Source organism: Arthrobacter sp. TJ-170 (assembly GCF_058269305.1).
Genome location: NZ_JBZCNL010000001.1, coordinates 544,655 through 564,405 on the forward strand (window position 1 = coordinate 544,655; position 19,751 = coordinate 564,405).

Below are 19,751 nucleotides of genomic sequence, written 5' to 3' on the forward strand. Positions count from 1 at the left end.
TGCCGGGCGCTAGTGACCCGCGCCGAGCTTCCCGGCGAGCCGTTCGCGCATGAGGACGGAAGCGTCATTGAGTCCAATGACTTCCACGTCCTTGCCGTGATGGTGGTACTTCTCGGTGATCGCGTCCAGCGCCGCGATGGTTGAGGCATCCCAGAGGTGGGAGGCGTGCATGTCGATGATCACCTTGTCCGGGTCCGTGGCGTACTCGAACTGGGTGTAGAGATCGTTTGACGATGCGAAGAAGAGCTCACCGTCGACGACGTACCTTGCCACCTCTTCGCCGTTCAGTTCCGTCACGGTGCGCTCGACGGTGACGAAGTGCGCCACCCGGCGGGCAAACGCGATCATGGCCACCAGGACACCGACGCCCACGCCGATTGCGAGGTTGTGCGTCCAGACCACCACGACGACGGTGCTCAGCATGACCGCGGTTTCGCTCTTGGGCATCCGCTTGAGCGTGGAGGGCTGGATGCTGTGCCAGTCGAACGTAGCTATCGAGACGAAGATCATGACGGCCACGAGCGCGGCCATCGGGATGATCGCGACGATGTCTCCGAGGGAGACCACGAGGATCAGCAGGAAGATACCGGCAAGGAACGTGGAGATGCGGGTGCGGGCTCCGGAGGCCTTCACGTTGATCATGGTCTGCCCGATCATGGCGCAGCCGCCCATACCGCCGAAGAACCCGGTGATGATGTTGGCGACGCCCTGGCCCCAGCTTTCCCGGGTCTTCTGTGAACGGGTGTCGGTGATGTCGTCGACGAGCTTGGCCGTCATCAGCGATTCGAGGAGGCCCACAACGGCAAGCCCCAGCGCGAACGGCGCGATGATCTGGAAGGTTTCGAGGTTCAGCGGAACGTTCGGGAAGAACAGGCTGGGGAGGCTGTCCGGGAGCTCGCCCTTGTCGCCGACGTCGGGAACCTGGGCGGAGGCCACTACGGCGAAGATGGTCAGGATCACGATGGCTACCAGCGGTGCCGGAACAGCCCTGGTCAACCGCGGGAGGCCGAAGACAATGAGCAGGCCCACCGCAACCATGGGGTAGACGAGCAACGGGACTCCGATGAGTTCCGGCAGCTGGGACATGAAGATGAGGATCGCGAGCGCGTTGACGAAGCCCACCATGACGGAGCGCGGAATGAAGCGCATCAGTCTGGCCACGCCCAGCAGCCCCAGCACCACCTGGAAGATGCCGCCGAGGATGACCGCCGCAATGAAGTAGTCGACGCCGTGGCTTGCCACCAGCGGTGCGATCACCAGGGCGACGGCGCCGGTCGCCGCGGAGATCATCGCCGGCCTTCCGCCGAGGAAAGCGATGGAGACTGCCATGGTGAAGGACGCGAACAGACCCAGCCGGGGGTCCACACCCGCGATGATCGAGAACGCAATGGCCTCGGGGATGAGGGCCAGGGCAACGACCAGCCCGGCGAGGACCTCAACCTTCAGCAGCCGGGGATCCTTGAGTGTCCTCAGAACTGACTGGCGCTCTAGCGGTGTGAGGGCCGTGCTGGACTTGGGCATACGGGTGTTCCTTCAAGGCGGGAGTGAACGAGGCGGTCCTCGTATTTCCGGGGTTTTCCGGTAAGGGCGGTAGGCTGTACGCCAATGTACAAGGGGCGGCGGTGCGCTATGGCGGGTGTGCCGACGTTAAACTCTAACTTAACGTGACGAGAGGTTAGCTATCGTGGGACGCGCGGGGTCAAATAATGGGTGAATCTTCCGGTACCGCCACCAGAACCATGCATATTGGTGAGGTGGCGGAACGGACCAGCCTGTCCCTGCGCACTATTCGTCATTACGACGAGGTGGGGCTGCTGCCCGCAACCTCGCGGACTGGAGGCGGGTTTCGCGTCTACAGCGAGGCCGACGTCGAACGTCTGCTGGTGATCCGGCGGATGAAGCCGCTCGGGTTCACTCTCGAGGAAATGAAGGACCTGCTCTCCATAGTTGATGCGTTGGCGGACGCGGATGGTGACAGCGCGGAAGAGCTGCGCGGCCGGCTGTCGGCCTACCTGGAGGCGGCGGCAGCGCAGCGCGAGAAGATGGCCGTGAACCTCAGCCGCGCGGATGAGTTCATCGCCAATCTGAAGAAGTACTAATTCACATCATTTCGGGGTCTGCTGAAGTCCTCAGAAAAAGAGGCACCGCATGACCAGCGCAATCGGCACCAGTACGGTGCACCCTTCCACCATTAGTGAGCAGGCGCTGAAGCGTCGCGCGTTTGCGGTGATTTCCCACCCCGATGCCGGCAAATCCACGCTCACGGAAGCGCTCGCCCTGTACGCGAATGCAATTCAGGACGCCGGAGTGACGCACGGTAAGTCCACCAGGCACGGCACAGTGTCGGACTGGATGGGCATGGAACGCGAGCGTGGCATCTCCATCAGTTCGGCCGCCCTTCAGCTCGAGTATCGCGGCACCGTGCTGAATCTGGTGGACACGCCGGGGCACGCCGATTTCTCCGAGGACACCTATCGGGTGCTTGCGGCAGTGGACTGCGCGGTCATGCTGATTGACGCAGCCAAGGGTTTCGAGCCGCAGACCGTGAAACTGCTGGAAGTGTGCAAGCAGCGTGGCCTGCCCATTGTGACGGTGATCAACAAGTGGGACCGGCCCGGGCTCGATGCCCTCGGCCTCATCGACGAGATCGGCGAGCGCACGGAGATGGTTCCGGTGCCGCTGACCTGGCCTGTCGGCGTCGCGGGGCACTTTGAGGGATTGCTCGATATGCGGTCCGGGCACTCGGTCGCACTGCAAGCGGTCGACGGCGGCGCGCAGCCGGCCATCGAGACGAACATTGACCAGGGCGAACTCGATGCGCACGCCGCGTTGGCTTGGGAAGCTGCCAACGAAGAGGTTGGTCTGGTGGTGTCGTCAAACGGAGAATTTGATGCCGCAGCGTTTGCGGCGGCTCAGCAGACCCCCGTCCTGTTCGCTGCGGCGGCCCGGAACTTCGGAGTGAGTCAGCTGTTGGACGTGCTGGTCGACTCAGCGCCGGCGCCGTCACCCCGACTGACCGCGGATTCGTCCTACCGGCCGCTGGAGGCGGGATTCTCCGGGTTCGTGTTCAAGGTTCAGGCCGGCCAGGACACCGCCCACCGCGACCACATCGCCTACCTTCGGGTGTGCTCCGGTGTCTTCGAACGGGGAATGGTGATTACCAACGCCCGCACGCGCAGACCGTTTGCTACCAAGTACGCGCACCGCGTCCTCGGGCGTGAGAGGGAAGCGTTGGAGCTTGCCTGGCCGGGAGACGTTGTCGGGTTGGTGAACGCAGCGAGCCTGCGCGTCGGTGACAGCCTGTATCAGGAGGATCCGGTGTCCTTCCCCGGGATTCCTCATTTCTCCCCGGAGCACTTCGTGACCGTCCGCGCCAAGGATCCGGGACGGTACAAGCAGTTCCGTCGCGGCATTGAGCAGCTTGACCACGAGGGTGTTGTCCAGGTCCTCCGTTCGGAGTTGCGCGGTGATCAGGCCCCCGTGCTCGCCGCGGTTGGACCACTCCAGTTCGAGGTGGCCGAGCAGCGCATGCGTACCGAGTTCAATGCGCCGGTCTCCCTGGAGCATCTGCCCTACACGCTGGCTCGCCGGATCGGGCATACCGACCAGCCGATGCCGGGCGCTTTCCGGGGCGGAGAGGTACTGCACCGGTCCGACGGCGAATACATCGCAGTCTTCGGCGACCGGTGGAAGTTGGGTCACTTCACTGACGCCTATCCGGATCTCTCACTGGAGTTGATCGAAGCGGCGTGACCGCGCCGGGGAAGCAATCGAGGGCGAGCTGAAGTCCGTCAGGGAATCGATGACGTCCCGGTGACAGCTTCGATCGCGTCCGCGAGCCCGAAGCCGTAAAAGACATCCCGACCGGCGGTGCCGAGATCATCGGCGGTGGTCTGGAGGTAGGTGCGAACCTCGGCACTGCTCCAGGCTCCGTTCCCGTCGCTGTCCGCGGAGGTCATGACCGGGGCAGCCAGCATCTGCGCGACCACGCCCGCCACATGCGGCGTGGCCATCGAGGTGCCGCTCATTGTTCCGTACCCTCCGCCGCGGGTGGTTGAGAGCACGTCGACGCCGGGGGCAGCGATCTCAACTTCCGCGCCGTCGGAGCTGAAGTGAGCGACGACGTCGTTGCTGTCGGTTGCCGAGACCGCGATCGTGCTCTCGTACTTCCCCGGCCAGAGCACATCGTTGGTGGTTGGGTCCCCATCTCCGGAATTCGCTGCAGAAGTGACGACGACGATTCCCGCGGCTGCCGCTGCGTCAACGGCGTCCTTCAGCGACTGCACGTGCGTGTCCTCGGCCAGGCTCAGGTTGATCACCTGCATGTTGTTGGCGATTGACCATTCAATTCCGAGAACCACATCGCTCGCGTAGCCGCTGCCGCTGCTGTCGAGCACCTTGACGCCGAACAGATCGGCCTCCGGAGCGACGCCGACAACGCCAATGGTGTTGTCCAGAGCAGCCACTGTTCCGGCGACATGCGTGCCGTGCCCGTTGTCATCGTTCCAGGCCGACGAGTCGGGTGCTTTCCGGGCAGGGCCGGGACCCTTCACGAAGTTCACTCCGCCGACGACATTGCCGGCAAGATCCGGATGCGCTTTCTCGATACCGGTATCGATGACCGCAACCCTCACGCCGGTTCCGCGGCTGATGGACCACGCGTTGTCCGCGTCGATCCGGTCCACACCCCACGGGAGACTCTGCGCGGGTTGGGTAGTGCCGTCCTTGCAGGCGGGCCACGGACTGCACCGCTGCGGCGCCGCCACCCGCACGCGGGCATCGACCGTGACTTCCGCGACGCCGTTCAGCTGGGCGAGTTGATCCGCGACCGCCTGGCTGGGCACGCTCACCGCGACCCCGTTGAGGAGGTCCAACCGGTTCAGCGGTGTTGCTCCTGCGCTTTCGACGGCGGCGCTGTTGACGGCGACGCCCGGGTCGAAGGTGACGATCAGCCGTTGGGAAGTCTCTGCGACGGCCTGCGCCGGGGCAGCCAGGGGAAGTAAGGACAGAGACGAGAGGCTGATAATGCTCAGCGCGGCAGCGCTCCGGGTACGAACGGTCATGGCGGTTCTCCTGCTGCGGCGATGCTGAATAGTGCAGAAATTGTAGGTCCGAGCGAAGTACTTTCGACCTTCAAGTCACAATGAGACGTGAATCACAGAGCTTGCCCTCTTATCACGGTTAGATTACGGTGAGCTGATATTAGCCGGGGTCGGGGAAGGCTTTCGGACTGATGCTGTCCACTGCGGACGGGTTCCTTTTTGCATGACCGCTGGTGTTGAGCCGCGCCTGAATTAAGGCATTTTCTCAGGCGTGTACAGCTCAACTCAAGCGGTTTATTTGGAGCGCCCGCCGCCGTCGTTCATTTGCCTGTGCACTGAGCGCTGCGCCCATTGACGGGCCGGCTCCTACAGAGCGCCATGTCCCCGTGCCCGGATGCGATTCGGGACGGGGAACTTGTGGCAAAGAGGGATGCTAAGGCTTGGGCAGTACTGACCGGGCAGGGGATGGTCATGCTGAGTCTCGTTGCTGGACTCGTGGCCTTCGTTGGAAACGGCAAGAGCGTGGAAGTGGTTGTCGACGGGCAGGCACAGACCGTCCAGACATTTGCCGGCACCGTGGGGGAGGTACTGAAGACGGCAAACGTCACCGTCACAGAGAACGACGACGTATATCCGGCCCTCGCAAGTCCTATTGGCGACGGCGTCGCCATCCAGGTCAACAAGGCCGCCGCCATCGAGGTACGGCTCAACGGAGCCGAAACCGTTGTGCACACCACGGGTGAAACCGTGGGCGAGCTCGTGGATGAACTCGGTGTGGAGAGCGACTCGGACATCTCCGCACCATCCGAGACCAGGCTCGTCACCCTCAGCTCCACCCTCAGTATTTCGACGCCGAAGACGGTCACCCTCGCCGTTGACGGCAAACTCCACCGCATCGAAACCACTGGGAACACCGTTGCGGACCTTCTCAAAGAAGCGAAGGTGACCCTCGGCGCCCAAGACCGCGTTTCTGTTCCCGTCCGCAGTTCGTTGATTACGGGCATGGGCATGAAAGTCACCCGCGTCGAGACGGGCAAGAAGGTCACCGAGAAGGAGACAATCGCCTTCACCTCCACCGAGAAGGAAACCGATGAGCTGCTCATCGGTGAACGGGGGGTCGTCCAGGCCGGTGTCGCAGGCGAACGGACCCGCGTCTTCACTGTGACCGTCATTGACGGCAAGGAGACCAGCCGGAAGAAGGTCAGCGACAAGGTGACCCGCGAACCCGTCGAGGAGATCGTCGCCGTCGGAACCCGCGAGGAAGAGCCGGAGCCGGAGCCGGAGCCCGAGCCCGAGCCGGAACCGGAAGAGAAAGAGGCGCCCAAGGCCGCAGCTGCCGCACCGGCACCGGTAGTGGAAATTGAAACACCTGAACACACCCCGGCTGCCGTGGCTTCCGGCGATGCCGCCTGGTATGCCCTCGCCGAGTGCGAGTCCGGCGGCAACTGGTCCATCAACACCGGCAATGGCTACTACGGCGGCCTGCAGTTCAGCGAGTCCAGCTGGCTCGGTGCCGGCGGCGGGAAGTACGCGCCGTTGCCGCATCTGGCATCGGCCTCCGAGCAGATTGCAACCGCCGAGGTCCTCAAACAGAACGGCGGCTGGGGACACTGGCCCTCATGCTCCTCGAAGCTGGGACTCCGGTAGCCAGGTGGGTAGCACCCGCCCCGCTACGATGGCTAGGTGAAAGACAAGGCAAGCCCATCCTCGGCACCGGCCCTGCTCGGCGCGACTGAGATCCGCCGGCTCGCTGAGGAACTGGGGATACGTCCCACCAAGACTCTCGGCCAGAACTTCGTCATCGACGGCAACACCATCCGCAGGATTGTCGCTGCTGCCGCCATTGATCCTGCCGAAACGGTGCTGGAGGTAGGGCCCGGGCTCGGTTCCCTGACCCTGGGCCTTCTGGATGCAGCCCAGCGCGTGGTGGCCGTCGAGATTGACCCGGTGCTGGCTGCACGTCTGCCGGAGACCATCGCGCGGTGGCGTCCCGAGCGTGCGTCGAATTGCGATGTGGTGCAGGCCGATGCGCTGCGCATCACCGAGCTGCCCGCCGAACCCACAGCGCTGGTGGCCAACCTGCCGTACAACGTGGCCGTGCCGGTGGTGCTGCAACTGCTCGCGCACTTCCCGTCGCTGCGGCACGGGCTGGTCATGGTGCAGGACGAGGTCGCGGACCGCCTCGCGGCGCCTCCCGGATCGAAGGTCTACGGAGTGCCGTCGGTGAAGGCCCAGTGGTATGGCCGGATGCGCAAGGCCGGGGTCATCGGCATGAATGTTTTCTGGCCAGCACCGAAGATTGCCTCCGGTCTTGTCGCCTTCGAGCGGCATGAGCAGCCGGAAACCACTGCCTCCCGTGAGGAGGTGTTCGCCGTGATCGATGCCGCCTTCGCGCAGCGCCGCAAAACCCTGCGTGCGGCCCTCGCGGGATGGGCTGGCAGCGGTGTCCTGGCGGAGCAGGCATTGACCCGTGCCGGCGTCGACCCCACAGCCCGTGGCGAGGTGCTCGACATCCACGCCTTCGCCCGCATCGCCGAGTCCAAGCAGCGTCCCCTGGCGTAACGCGAAGCGTGCGTGAACGAAGCGCGTTGACACAGCACCCGTTAAACACAGCACGGCGGCTACCCGAAAGAAGCCGCCGTGCTTGATGCTGGAGCCTACGGTGCGCCGGGCCGTGAGCCTGGAGGCATGTAACCGTCGGCCTCGTCGTCCTCGCCGCGATCGGCAGCGCTGCGGGATTCGCTCCCTGCAAGACCGTCGGATTCGCCCTGAACGTCGGCCAGCCCGTTGGTCTGGTCGAAGGGCTCACCGAGGGGTCGCTCGTCCGCCTTGTCCGATGACACGCCACCGGCTGTGCCGACCACGGGGGTGACGTCCGGCGGGGTGGTGTCCTCGACGGGGGCAGCCGGTGTGACCGGAATATCGGTGGTGGTCGCGTCACGCGATGAGGTGTCCTGCTTGCTGCCGGCTGCCGCTGCGGCTACACCGGCTGCTGCGGCTGCGGCAACGCCCAGGCCGGCAGCGGCTGCCTTGCCCGAGATGCCGGCCTTGCCGCTGTCTCCGCGGGATGCTGCGGCGTCGTCAACGGTGGGGGAACCGACGGTGCCGCCGGCAACGGATCCGCGCCATGCGCCGCTTGCGTAGCCCTCGTCTTCGATGAAGTCCTTGAAGCGCTGAAGGTCACCCTCGGCCTGCTTCTCGATGACGTTGAGCTTGTCGCCGATCTTCTCGACCATGCCTTCGGGCTCGTATTCGAGCTCGAGGCGGATTTGGGTCTGGCCGCCGCCGACGTCCTCAAACGTGACAGCTCCGGCGTTGGTGGCGCCTTCAGTGGCGGCCCAGGCGACGCGACGGTCAGGCTCCTGAGCGACGATCCGGGCTTCCCATTCGCGCTTGACACCGCCGATTTCGGCTACCCAGTGCAGGCGCTCATCAGTGAGCTGCTCTACCTTCTTGACCCCGCCCATGAAGTGGGGGAATTCCTCGAACTGTGTCCATTGGTTGTAGGCCACGCTCACTGGAACGTTGACCATGATCTGCTTCTCGATCCTCGTGCTCACAGCGTCTCCTTCAGATAGGAACGTCCGATGAACTGGTAATTCATCAGTATGCTTACCATGCCCATCGAGCCTATCGCTGGCCATGGGCGAGCACAAGGGACGACGACGGCGGCCCCCGGTTCTTGAGGAACGTCGAACTTATCGGTTTGGTTACAGCGGCTGCCGCTCAGCCGGCCCGTCTATATGCTGGGGGAAACTTTGAGGTCTCTCGGGGGAATCCATGCGGAAACTGGCGGCTTGGCTTTGCATTGGCATGGTGATTGCGTGGACCGGCACCTTCGTCCTCATCAAGACGCACCACGATTCCGTCCGGGCACAGATGGGATCCGTCGCGGATCAACTGCAGATCCCCGAAACCTGGATTGTCGTGTCCGAGCAGGTCGAGCGGGAACGGTTCATCTGCTTCAACGACAAGCTGTGTCCCACACTCAGCCGCACGTTGCAGGCGGATCGGGAGTTGGGCGTCGAGGACATTCTGCGGTTGTCGGAGGCGTCCGGGTGGGAGCTCGAGATCGACGGCACCTGCCAGAGAACAGACGCCGCGGTCGGCCTGAGCAGCGTGTGCTCTGCCATCGCCACCTTCCAGGGTCACCGGATCCGGTTGCGCGTTGACAGTCCGGAGCCGGGTGCCGCGAGTCTCGTCAGATTGCAGTTGAAGGCTTCCAACCGGTGAGCGCCGGCTTCGATGACGCGAGCTCACCACAATCTCCTGCATAACGGTTTGCTCACGTCACCGTTCCGTGCTGTTGCCCGGGCTCTGCGCCGTATAACCTCAGGTTCGGGGATGCAGCACTGCAGGGCTTTTGCCGGGCGATTGCTCGCCACCTTCCATTTCCTTCGTCTCGAAAGTACGCCCTTGTCAAAGCTGCCATCCGTCCTCGCCTTTGCTGCGGTCTCCTCCCTCCTTCTTGTCGGCTGCTCAAGCACACCTGCCGGTGCGCCCGCGGCACCTGCGACGACGGCGTCCGAGTCCGTTACACCGTCAGCTACCCCGACGCCGGAGGAGTCCGAGAGCGCCGAGCCCGAAGAGACCGTAGAACCGGAAGAGACCGCCGAACCGAGCCGGGAACCCTCTGCGGAGCCCAGCCCTCAGCCCACTCCGGAAGCACAGGAGACCGAGGTTCCGGCGCCTGAGCCGCTGCCTACCCAGCCGGGTGACCCGTTTGTTCCGCCGCCGCACGGTGAGCCGAATCCCGGTCCGTTTGTTCCGCCGCCGCACGGTGAGCCGAACCCGCACCAGGGCCTGAATGGCCAGGGCGGTAGCGTGGCCTACCCTCAGCCCGGGTTTCCTGGCCCGTCAGTCGTGATCACACCCGGAACGTTCACCATCGGTGGGTCGGGTTATGCGCCGGGGGAGAAGATCCACGTTGCGTTGGGACGGCCGCACACAGATCAGCAGCTGCTTGACCAGCCCTACGTGTATGCGGGCCCGGACGGCTCATTCACATTCAACATTTCCGTTGCGCCCGAGCTGGCCCCCGGCGAATACATCATCCTGACCTGGGCGCCGGAACGCGGAGGCCAGGCCGCCGAGGACAGCAAGCGGTATCTTTCCGTGACCATTGTGTCTAATGCATAGCTGATGCGGCGGACACCGCCCACAGGCACGGATTTTGGGAACCGGCCATTTTACGATTACGTTGTTGATGGATGAGGCGTCCTTACTAACGAAAGCTTGGTGCAATCGGTATGGAACTCGTCGACCTTCTAATTGGCATGGCCATTCTTACTCTGCCCGTTCTGTTTCTTGCGGCGGCCGCCAAAGTGGTCCTTGATCGCCGGGCCAACGCGCAGCGATTGCAGCCCCTTCCCGTCGACGTAACAGTGGACAACCGGCGGCCCTGAGAAACCGGAGCTTCTCGGGCCGCCGGGCACGCAACTCCTCGTCGAACAGTTTCTCCTCAGCCGTGACGTGATCTAAGTTGGACACCATGGTGGCTGGGAGAACGGCAGGGATGCGCGCAACGGGCCCCCGCGCCGTACGTGTGAAGGCGCCGGGCAAAATCAACGTTTCGTTCAGGGTGGGACCACCGCGCGAGGACGGCTACCACAGCGTCGCGAGCGTCTACCTCGCGGTCTCCCTGTATGAGGAAGTCACCGCCACAGCAACGGACGACGGCGCCATCACCGTCACGGTGGACGGCCAGGGCAGCCTCAACCTCCCCATGGAGGAAATTCCGTTGGACGCCAGTAATCTTGCCGCCCGTGCGGCCGCGCTGCTGGCTGAATTGAGCGAGAAGTCGACCGGCGTTCACCTGAACATCACCAAGCGCGTTCCGATCGCCGGCGGTATGGGCGGCGGGTCCGCCGACGCCGCTGCAGCGCTCCTTGCCTGCGATGCGCTGTGGAATAGCGGCTTCTCCCGCGACGAACTGGCGAAGATCGCCGTCGATCTCGGCGCTGACGTGCCGTTCGCGCTCATCGGCGGCACCGCCGTCGGAGTCGGGGTGGGCGAGCAGCTTACGCCCGCCATCTCCAAGACGCCGCTGCACTGGGTCCTTGTTCCCTCGGCCTTCGGGCTGTCCACGCCGGCGGTGTACCGGACGCTGGATGACCTCCGCCTGGCCAGTGGTGAGGTACCTCCGGAGCTCCCGGAGATTGACCCGCACATCCTCAGCGCCATGCGCTCCGGGGACGCGCACACGCTGGCCGAACTGCTCCACAATGACCTGCAGGTTGCAGCCCTGGAACTGGCTCCCGAACTGAAGGACGTGCTCGACGCCGGCAAGGACGCGGGCGCGCTGGCCGGCATTGTCTCGGGGTCAGGTCCCACGGTCGCCTTCCTCGCGGAATCCGAGGAGCACGCGGCAACCGTCGACGGCCTGCTGTCCGCCGCGGGGCTCTCCACCGAACTGGTGCACGGGCCCGCTCACGGTGCGAGGATTGTCAGCGACTACCTCGCGTAACGCGCACCGCAATCCACTGAAGAAGATCCACCAATAACGAAAGCAGTATTCACGTTGGCCCACCTACTCGGTGCTGAGAACATCAGCGTCACCTTTGCCACCCGGACTATCCTGGACGGCGTCACCCTCGGACTGGAGGAGGGCGACCGGATTGGCATGGTCGGCCGCAACGGTGACGGCAAGTCGACCCTGATGCGCCTGCTCGCGCAGCGCACCACGCCCGACGACGGCCGCGTCACCAAACGCCGCGACGTCACCGTGGGCTACCTGAACCAGAATGACGTGCTCGACGGCGACCTCGACGTGGGCGCCGCGATTGTCGGCGACCAGGCGGACCACGAGTGGGCGTCCAACCCGAAGATCCGCGACGTCATGGGCGGGCTGGTGGCCGAGGTGGACTGGCACGCCCGTGTCTCCTCCCTCTCCGGCGGGCAGAAGCGCCGGGTAGCGCTGGCGAAGCTGTTAATAGGGGACGACGACGTCATCATGCTCGACGAGCCCACCAACCACCTCGACGTGGAGGGTGTTGCCTGGCTCGCGGAGCACCTGAAGCAGCGGTGGCGTCCCACCGAGGGCGGGCTGCTGGTCGTCACCCACGACCGCTGGTTCCTCGATGAAATCTCGACCCGTACGTGGGAGGTCCACGACGGCATCGTGGACCAGTTCGACGGCGGATACGCCGCCTACGTGCTGGCGCGCGCCGAGCGTGACCGGATGGCCAACGTTATCGAGGGCAAGCGCCAGCAGCTGGTGAAGAAGGAGCTGGCGTGGCTGCGCCGCGGTGCGCCCGCCCGTACCTCGAAGCCGAAGTTCCGCATTGAGGCGGCGAACGCGCTGATCGCGGACGTGCCGGAGCCGCGCGATTCGCTGGCACTCAGCAAGCTCGCCACCGCCCGGTTGGGCAAGGATGTCCTGGACCTCGAGAACGTGTCGCTCGAGCTGGGGGAGAAGGCCCTGTTCAAGGGAATCACACTGCGGCTTGCGCCGGGACAGCGGCTCGGGATTGTCGGCGTCAATGGTGCCGGCAAGACCACGCTGCTGCGGCTGCTCAATGGGGAGATGGCTCCGACGTCGGGCCGGCTCAAGCGCGGTAAGACGGTGCAGACGGCGATCCTGTCGCAGGACGTGGGCGAGCTCGACGACGTCAATCACCTCCGGGTCACCGAGGTGATTGAGCAGGAGAAGCGGGTGGTGTCGGTCGGAGGTAAGGAAGTGTCGGCCAGCCAGCTGGTGGAGCAGCTTGGGTTCACCAATGAGCGGCAGTGGACACCGGTCAGCGACCTCTCGGGCGGGGAGCGGCGGCGTCTGCAGCTGTTGCGTCTGCTGGTGGGGGAGCCGAACGTGCTGATGCTCGATGAGCCCACCAATGACCTGGACACCGATACCCTCGCCGCCGTTGAGGACGTGCTGGACGGATGGCCAGGAACGCTGATCGTGGTGTCGCACGACAGGTACCTGCTCGAACGCGTCACCGATACCCAGCTGGCGCTGCTGGGCGACGGGAAGATCCGCGACCTGCCCGGCGGGGTGGATCAGTACCTGCAGCTGCGCCGTGGTGCGGCATCCGGCGACGGGATGGGCGCTACGCCGCTGGCCGCGGACAGCGGCAACGGTACGACGGCGGCGGCCGGTTCCGCTGGCCCGTCACCGGAGGAGGCCCGCCAGGCGAAGAAGGATCTGACCCGCATTGAGCGGCAGATGACCAAGACGAGTTCGCAGATTGAGAAGATCAACCAGCAGATGAGCGACGCCGGCAGTAAGGCGACGGTCGATTTCGAGAAGATGAGCGAGCTGGACGTGAAGCTGCGGGAGCTCCAGTCGGAGCAGGAATCGCTCGAGGAGCAGTGGCTGGCAGCAGCCGAGGTAATGGGAGAGTAACTACGGGCCGGGGGAGCCCGGATGCCCTTTGCACACCGTCTTCACCTGTGTTTAGCTGGATTGGTCGGCTAGCGCCGATAGCACCACCAATGAAGTCGACCGTAGGGAGAACATCATGGGTTTGGATGACAAAATCGGAAACACCGCTGACAAGGTCGGCGGCAAGGGCAAGGAAGCAACCGGTGAAGCCACCGGCGATGAGGATCTGAAGGCCGAAGGTAAAGGTGATCAGGCCAAGGGTGATCTGAAGCAGGCCGGCGAAAAGGTCAAGGACGCTTTCAAGAAGTGATCCGCTTCCTGTAACGAGTTTGGAAACGGGGCGAACCTACGGGTTCGCCCCGTTTTTTGTGCTTGAATATCCGGCCCCGGACGGCCGACTCGAACAGGGCACACCGGTTGTTTCGAACTATTTCTCCGATGACTTCAGTATGTTGAAGGCATGACAGCAGAGACCGCAACCGCCGTTAGACCTCAACAGCGCAATCCCTGGCACGACGGCTGGGGGCGCGCGAGCACCAGAGCGGCGCAGGTTCTGCTGTTGCTTGGTTTGGCGTGGGTACTTATTTACGGGCTGATCCAAATCCGGTTGGTGATCATTCCAGTGCTGCTGGCGGTGATCCTTGCCGCCGCTATCGCGCCGTTTGTTCACTGGCTGCGCAGGAAAGGCTGGCCCAGCGGTGTCGCTACAGGCTTTTCCTTCCTGATGCTCCTGTTGATCCTCGGGGGCTTGGTCACAAGTATTGTTTACGCGGTCATGGGTCAGGCCAGAGAGCTCGTCACCAGCGCCTCCGAGGGATTCGACCAGCTCTATGAGTTCGTGCGGGACGGCCCCCTACCGGTGGACGAGCAGCAAATCCGGCAGGCAAGGGACGCTGCCATCGATTTCGTGACCAGCAGCACCGTGGGGGCGGGAGCGATTTCGGGTTTGAGTGCCGTGGGCAGCTTCCTTACCGGTCTGGTGCTCATGATCGTCATCCTGTTCTTCCTCCTGAAGGACGGAGAACGTATATGGGCCTTTGTCCTCCGGGCATTCAAGGGGAAGCGACTGGTTAAGGCACGTCGCGTCGGCCACGATGGCCTGGCTGTCCTTGGCGGATATGTGCGGGGCACGGCCATTGTGGCGCTGGTGGATTCGTTCTTCATCGGGCTTGCTCTTGTCATTCTGGGTGTGCCTTTGGCGTTGCCGCTTGCTGTGATTGTTTTCATCGGCGCGTTCATTCCGCTGGTGGGTGCAACACTGGCCGGTGCACTGGCTGCCTTGGTGGCACTGGTGGCGGACGGGCCGGTAACCGCCCTCATCGTGGTGGTCGTAGTGGTCGCGGTTAATCAGCTTGAGGGCAATTTCCTGCAGCCGATCGTCATGGGTCGCACTCTCAGCGTGCATCCCTTGGTGATTCTGGTCGCCCTCACCGCTGGAACGATCCTCGCCGGGATTATCGGTGCCATCCTCTCCGTTCCTTTGGCCGCGGTGAGCTGGGCAGCTATCAAGGCGTGGACCCGCGAACCTGATGAGGAGATCTCCCGGCAGGAAATTGAGCAAGCGGAGTATGAGACTCGGCTGGATGAGAACGGTCAAAGCATCAGTACCACCCCGGAGCAGGATCGGCCGGATAAGGAAGCGATGCATTTGGAACCCACTGAGATGACGGAACGCCCAGTACCTAAGTCACGCCAGGAAGCTGAAGGGTCCGGTAAAGACGCACAATAAGCGGGGACTCCGGCCTTGAGTGCTGGCGCGAATATTGGTCTCCGTTGCACTAAGCCGGTTATTACCGCTGGAGAATAGCAGAGGCCTCGCGGTATGCCGAGAGGCCTCTCGTTAGGGTTCTTCTCAGTGAGGGCTAGATCAGCCCCAGCTCTATGAGCTTCTCCCTGAAAGCAGGGGCAATCTTCCGCGCATAATCCTGAGTCATGTGCACGGCGTCGAGCTTCACTGGTGTCTCGGCAACGAAGCTGGGGCACCTACCGTCGACGCAGAACCATTGCCGTGAGTCGATGAACGTGCCGGACACACGTTCTGCTAGTTCCTCATCCGCAGCTGCAATATCCAACCACTGGCTGGTCACAGTACTGACACAGTCGCTGGGAGCAGCCACACGCGAGTAGCACTCTGCTATGTTCACCTCGTCGGGCGGTGAGGAAAGAATGACAACTTCACCCACCGCAGCTGTCACAAGCTCAAGGATGGCGGCGTTGCTGTCAGTCCACTCGGTTGGGGTCATCGGTTCCTGTGCACCCACGGGCGTGCGTGGCTCGTAACCGTTGGCGACAATCAGGATCTCAGGCTGAATAACGTTGATGGCGTCCACCGCCGCCGCCTTCCGGATTGGGCAAGCATTGACAACGTCAGCCTCGGAGTTTTCGGTGGTGACATCGCTGAAAGGACAACCAAACGTCCCGTAGCTCATGACGTTCCAACCGGGCTCTGATGCGAGTGCCGTGCGTACCGTTTCCACATAGGTCATGGAGATGGAGTCACCGACCATCATGACGGTCTTGTCCGCGTTCGGGTCTCCCCATGTGCAGTCATCTTCATTCACTGGCTCTATCTGACCGCATCCTATGACATCCTCGGCGGCTTGTGGGCTGACGATTGCTTCGTCCATCGTTGGGGACAGCTCCGGCCACTCAGTGACCGCCAGCGCGGCGGCGATCTGAGTCTGCAATGCGGCGCCCGGTCTTAGTTCAGGGTCAGCAGGTGCCTCACCGGCTGGAACTGAAGGGGCCGCCTCCAGCGGAGTGTCGTTGCTCAATGACGACTGCCGTGCCATCACCGCCCCCGAAGTCGCTAGGGCAACGACGCACAAGAAAGCGACCGCGAAGTACCGATAGGAGCTGGATACCGTGACTTCTGGGCGTCGGTTCTTGGGGGACCAGGAGATGTGCCTCAGGGGATCTTCCACGAGATGGTACGAGAACACCGACAGAATCAGCATCGATCCCGCGAATGCTGCCAGAACCACCGGTTCGGCTAAGTCCACGAACTGTGCGCCCAGAATGATGATTGGGAAGTGCCACAAATAGAGCGAGTAGGAGATGTCTCCTAGGTACGTGCTGACGGGGTTCGTCAGGGGATACAGGTGTCTCTGCTGCTGGACGCCCGTTCCTGCGAGGATGACCAAAGCGGTGGACAGAACGGGGAGTGCCGCAGCTGGAGCGGGGAACGCTGATCCCGCTTCGATCACGAACACGGATACCACCATTCCGGCGATACCAGTCCAAGCCAACGCAGGCCGGATAGCGCTCGGAATCCGAACCAACAGCGGGGCCATGACCGCAAGCAGCGCTCCGACTCCCAACTCCCATGCCCGGGAGAACGTGGAGAAGTAGGCAAGGTCCGGGTTGCGGACCGTCTCCCACAACGCCCAGGCGAATGACACCACACTGAGGAGCCCTATCACCGCACCGACGGCGAGCCGCGCCGCACTCACTGTCCCGCCTCTTCGTGCGAAGAGCATGAAGATCAGGAGCATTAACCACGGCCACGCGAAGTAGAACTGTTCCTCCACGGCCAGCGACCAGTAGTGCTGAAGTGGAGACGTTGGTCCACCGGACTGGAAATAGTCTGTTCCCGAGGCAGCGAATCTCCAGTTACCTGCAAAGAGCAGCGCCCAGACTCCATCGAAGAACGTCGAGAGGAACCGGGACTGGCCGAATATGAAGTACGCCGCGGCGACCGTGGCTCCCAGGACGATGAAAGATATGGGGAGGATTCTCTTTGCTCGGCGCTTGTAGAAGTTGGTGAACGAGATCCGCCCGGTCCGCTCATGCTCTCGTAGGAGGATGCCCGTGATCAGGAAGCCCGAGATGACGAAGAAGATGTCGACGCCAACAAACCCGCCGCTCGGCCAGCCCATCAAATGATCGAGGATCACTGCGATGACAGCGAAAGCCCGCAACCCTTGGATATCTAAGCGGGCACTTTTCTTCACCGGCTTTCCGGTATTCCTGCGTGCACGTCGAGTTACCGAGCGCAGGACGGTTTCCATTGATTGCAGACCGCCCAAATCGGCACCCCCAGACGTCCCATATCCAGCTCCTCGATGAGCGTCACCAGGTTGATTTTCCCAGTGTTCATCGAGAGGCTTGGGTTTAGCTTGAGCTGCGCCTTCGGGCCGTCATGAGATGTGGGTGAGCCGCCGTTGAGGACGTCCTGGACGCGTGGCCGGGAACGCTGATCGGCGACGGGATGTTCCAAGCGACCGGGGTGCTGGGGGCGTAGGGGCTTCAGCTCACCCGGGGACCATGTTTCTGGACGCACGGACGGGAGCCGCTGCCCGTCCCTATAGAATGATCCGGCAGCTCTGCACAAACCCTGGGAGGCTTTGCCTTGTCCGTTGATCTCGCGCGTCCGCGCCCATCAGGACCGATAGCGGAGAAGAAGCACTTCCGCCCAGACATTCAGGGCATGCGCGCGATCGCGGTTTTGGCCGTCGTCCTCTACCACGCAGGAGTCCCGTTCCTTCCGGGCGGGTATATCGGCGTCGACGTTTTCTTCGTCATCTCGGGCTTCCTCATCACTGGGCTGCTGCTTCGGGAGATCGAGCGTTCGGGCCGCATCTCGTTCAGTGACTTCTACGCGCGCCGGATCCGGCGCCTCCTTCCTGCTTCAGCACTGGTTCTGGTTGCCACGGTTGTGGGCGCCAAGCTTCTGGTCCCACCGCTGCTGCTGCCCGACATGGGGAAGGACGCCATAGCGACATCGTTGTTCCTGGCCAATATGCGCTTTGCCCAGACCGGGACGGATTACCTGGCAGGTACCTCGCCGTCGCCCTTTCAGCACTATTGGTCGCTTGCACTGGAGGAGCAGTTCTATCTGGTGTGGCCGCTGATCATGGTGCTGGTTGCGGTCTTCGCCGCGTCCCGGCGGAGGATGTGGCTGGCGATTGTCCTCGGATCCCTCTCGGCGCTGTCTCTGGTTGGCGGCATAGTCCTGACCGGCATCAACCAGCCCTGGGCATTTTTCTCCCTCCCGACCCGTGCGTGGGAGCTTGGCCTCGGCGGGCTGGTGGCACTGGCCGCACCCTCCCTCGTTCGGATGAACGCGAGGATGGCTCGTGCGGCAGGACTAGTGGGGCTGGCCATCCTGCTGATGTCAATCGTCTTCTTCACGCATGACCTAGCATTTCCGGGATGGTTCGCCCTTGCTCCCGTGCTCGGTACTGCCCTGATGATCGGTGGAGGGCAGGCCCAGGAGCTCCGGTTCCTCCAGGCGCCGCTGCTTCAGTACCTGGGCAACATCTCCTATTCGCTGTACCTGTGGCACTGGCCCTTGCTCATCCTGGCGAAGATTCGGCTTGAGGAGGACTTCAACGGCTGGGTGGCGTCGGGTCTTGTCCTGTTGTCGTTGGTGCTGGCCCACTTCACCTACAGACACGTCGAGCAAAAATTTCAACATGCCCGCGTATTGAGGGCCAAGGGCGTGCGATCGTATGCATTCGGTGCCGGCCTGACGATCGTTGCTCTCGCTGTCAGCTGGAGTGCCACGAAGCTACCCGACCTGGATTCAGGAAAGGCAGTAGCAGCGCCGGAGGGCCTGGAACTGATGTCCGGCCCGGTCTCTTCGGATTTCGTTCCCTCCAACCTGACACCGGCCCTTGAAGATGCTGGCGGCAGTACCCCTCGGATATACGCGGACGGGTGTCATGCCGACTACAACGCCACTGCGTCGCAGGACTGCACTTACGGGGACCACGCCGGTACCGGGAGCATTGTCCTGTTCGGCGATTCTCATGCTGCCCAGTGGTTCACGCCGATGGATGAGGTCGCGAAAGCGGAGGGGAAGAGACTTGTCAGCCTGACGAAGTCTTCCTGTCCCTCAGTGGACATACCCGTCGAGGGCACCATTTCCGAAACCTATCCGCAGTGTGATGAGTGGAGGCAGGACAGCCTCGAACGCATCACCGCTCTGGCGCCCGAGCTCGTGGTTATTTCGAACTATGGAAGCGTATATCGCGAACTGGGCCGGACCACAGGTGATTTCGAACAGGCGTGGCGGGAGGGTTTGCTCAAGACAATCGACGCTCTCCCGGCGAGCACGCGCGTCGTGGTTCTGGGGGACACTCCGGCGTGGGAGGTGGCACCGAGCGTGTGCCTGTCCACCCATCTGGAGGACGTCAGCGCCTGCTCAGCGCCCAGGGACCAGGTAATCGACGCCGATGTTCATCAGCTCGAGCAGGAAGCAAGTCAGTCGGCGGGCGGCCAGTATGTGTCACCACTCGACTGGATCTGCCGGGACATCTGTTCCCCCATTGCCTGGAACCGGCTCGTGTACCGCGATAATCACCACCTGACCGACGAGATGGCCGACGCACTCACCGGCCGGTTGCACCAAGCCCTCGACGCTGCCGGAAGCTAGAAGCGCA

Annotated in this window: 16 protein-coding genes; 12 read left to right on the plus strand and 4 right to left on the minus strand. The window is 63.2% G+C overall.

Features of this window, described 5'->3' with window-relative positions; all coding sequences use genetic code 11:
* Nucleotides 1–9 precede the first annotated feature (9 nt).
* Nucleotides 10–1,521 carry a SulP family inorganic anion transporter gene (locus tag AC4D1W_RS02615; protein WP_490897703.1) on the minus strand — a complete coding sequence of 504 codons (1,512 nt, stop codon included), beginning with the start codon at nt 1,519–1,521 and terminating at the stop codon, nt 10–12.
* 185 nt (nt 1,522–1,706) lie between these two features.
* Between AC4D1W_RS02615 and AC4D1W_RS02620 the strand changes: the two genes are divergently transcribed.
* Nucleotides 1,707–2,099 (plus strand): MerR family transcriptional regulator, encoded by a 393-nt coding sequence (locus AC4D1W_RS02620; RefSeq protein WP_490897704.1) that lies wholly within the window; start codon nt 1,707–1,709, stop codon nt 2,097–2,099.
* A gap of 49 nt (nt 2,100–2,148) precedes the next feature.
* Complete coding sequence (locus AC4D1W_RS02625; RefSeq protein WP_490890677.1) at nt 2,149–3,753, plus strand: peptide chain release factor 3; 1,605 nt, start codon at nt 2,149–2,151, stop codon at nt 3,751–3,753.
* A 38-nt stretch (nt 3,754–3,791) separates the two neighbouring features.
* On the opposite strand, the gene AC4D1W_RS02630 is transcribed toward AC4D1W_RS02625, so the two are convergent.
* Nucleotides 3,792–5,063 carry a S8 family peptidase gene (locus AC4D1W_RS02630; protein WP_490897705.1) on the minus strand — a complete coding sequence of 424 codons (1,272 nt, stop codon included), beginning with the start codon at nt 5,061–5,063 and terminating at the stop codon, nt 3,792–3,794.
* Between the two features lie 450 nt (nt 5,064–5,513).
* On the opposite strand from AC4D1W_RS02630, the gene AC4D1W_RS02635 reads away from it, so the two are divergent.
* Complete coding sequence (locus AC4D1W_RS02635; protein ID WP_490897706.1) at nt 5,514–6,689, plus strand: resuscitation-promoting factor; 1,176 nt, start codon at nt 5,514–5,516, stop codon at nt 6,687–6,689.
* 36 nt (nt 6,690–6,725) lie between these two features.
* Nucleotides 6,726–7,604 (plus strand): 16S rRNA (adenine(1518)-N(6)/adenine(1519)-N(6))-dimethyltransferase RsmA, encoded by an 879-nt coding sequence (gene rsmA, locus AC4D1W_RS02640; protein ID WP_490897707.1) that lies wholly within the window; start codon nt 6,726–6,728, stop codon nt 7,602–7,604.
* Between the two features lie 95 nt (nt 7,605–7,699).
* On the opposite strand, the gene AC4D1W_RS02645 is transcribed toward rsmA, so the two are convergent.
* A complete protein-coding gene (locus AC4D1W_RS02645; RefSeq protein ID WP_490897708.1) occupies nt 7,700–8,602 on the minus strand; it encodes an SRPBCC family protein in 903 nt (300 codons plus the stop codon).
* 253 nt (nt 8,603–8,855) lie between these two features.
* Here AC4D1W_RS02645 and AC4D1W_RS02650 point away from each other — a divergent pair, with 253 nt between their 5' ends.
* From AC4D1W_RS02650 to AC4D1W_RS02680, 7 genes are all read left to right on the plus strand, one after another.
* Nucleotides 8,856–9,275 (plus strand): hypothetical protein, encoded by a 420-nt coding sequence (locus tag AC4D1W_RS02650; protein WP_490897709.1) that lies wholly within the window; start codon nt 8,856–8,858, stop codon nt 9,273–9,275.
* A gap of 183 nt (nt 9,276–9,458) precedes the next feature.
* Nucleotides 9,459–10,181: a hypothetical protein gene (locus AC4D1W_RS02655; protein ID WP_490897710.1), complete on the plus strand. Its 723-nt coding sequence runs from the start codon at nt 9,459–9,461 to the stop codon at nt 10,179–10,181.
* Nucleotides 10,182–10,318: 137 nt separating this feature from the next.
* A complete protein-coding gene (locus AC4D1W_RS02660) occupies nt 10,319–10,447 on the plus strand; it encodes a hypothetical protein (RefSeq protein WP_490890684.1) in 129 nt (42 codons plus the stop codon).
* Nucleotides 10,448–10,557: 110 nt separating this feature from the next.
* A complete protein-coding gene (locus AC4D1W_RS02665) occupies nt 10,558–11,508 on the plus strand; it encodes a 4-(cytidine 5'-diphospho)-2-C-methyl-D-erythritol kinase (protein WP_490897711.1) in 951 nt (316 codons plus the stop codon).
* Between the two features lie 54 nt (nt 11,509–11,562).
* On the plus strand, nt 11,563–13,386 hold the full coding sequence (locus tag AC4D1W_RS02670; protein ID WP_490897712.1) for an ABC-F family ATP-binding cassette domain-containing protein: 1,824 nt from the start codon (nt 11,563–11,565) through the stop codon (nt 13,384–13,386).
* 115 nt (nt 13,387–13,501) lie between these two features.
* Nucleotides 13,502–13,675, plus strand: a complete 174-nt coding sequence (locus AC4D1W_RS02675; protein ID WP_490890687.1) for a CsbD family protein — start codon at nt 13,502–13,504, stop codon at nt 13,673–13,675.
* Between the two features lie 150 nt (nt 13,676–13,825).
* A complete protein-coding gene (locus AC4D1W_RS02680; RefSeq protein WP_490897713.1) occupies nt 13,826–15,094 on the plus strand; it encodes an AI-2E family transporter in 1,269 nt (422 codons plus the stop codon).
* A 133-nt stretch (nt 15,095–15,227) separates the two neighbouring features.
* Here AC4D1W_RS02680 and AC4D1W_RS02685 read toward each other — a convergent pair whose 3' ends face one another.
* Complete coding sequence (locus AC4D1W_RS02685; RefSeq protein ID WP_490897714.1) at nt 15,228–17,318, minus strand: acyltransferase family protein; 2,091 nt, start codon at nt 17,316–17,318, stop codon at nt 15,228–15,230.
* Between the two features lie 476 nt (nt 17,319–17,794).
* On the opposite strand from AC4D1W_RS02685, the gene AC4D1W_RS02690 reads away from it, so the two are divergent.
* Nucleotides 17,795–19,744: an acyltransferase family protein gene (locus tag AC4D1W_RS02690; protein WP_490897715.1), complete on the plus strand. Its 1,950-nt coding sequence runs from the start codon at nt 17,795–17,797 to the stop codon at nt 19,742–19,744.
* The last annotated feature ends 7 nt before the right edge of the window (nt 19,745–19,751 follow it).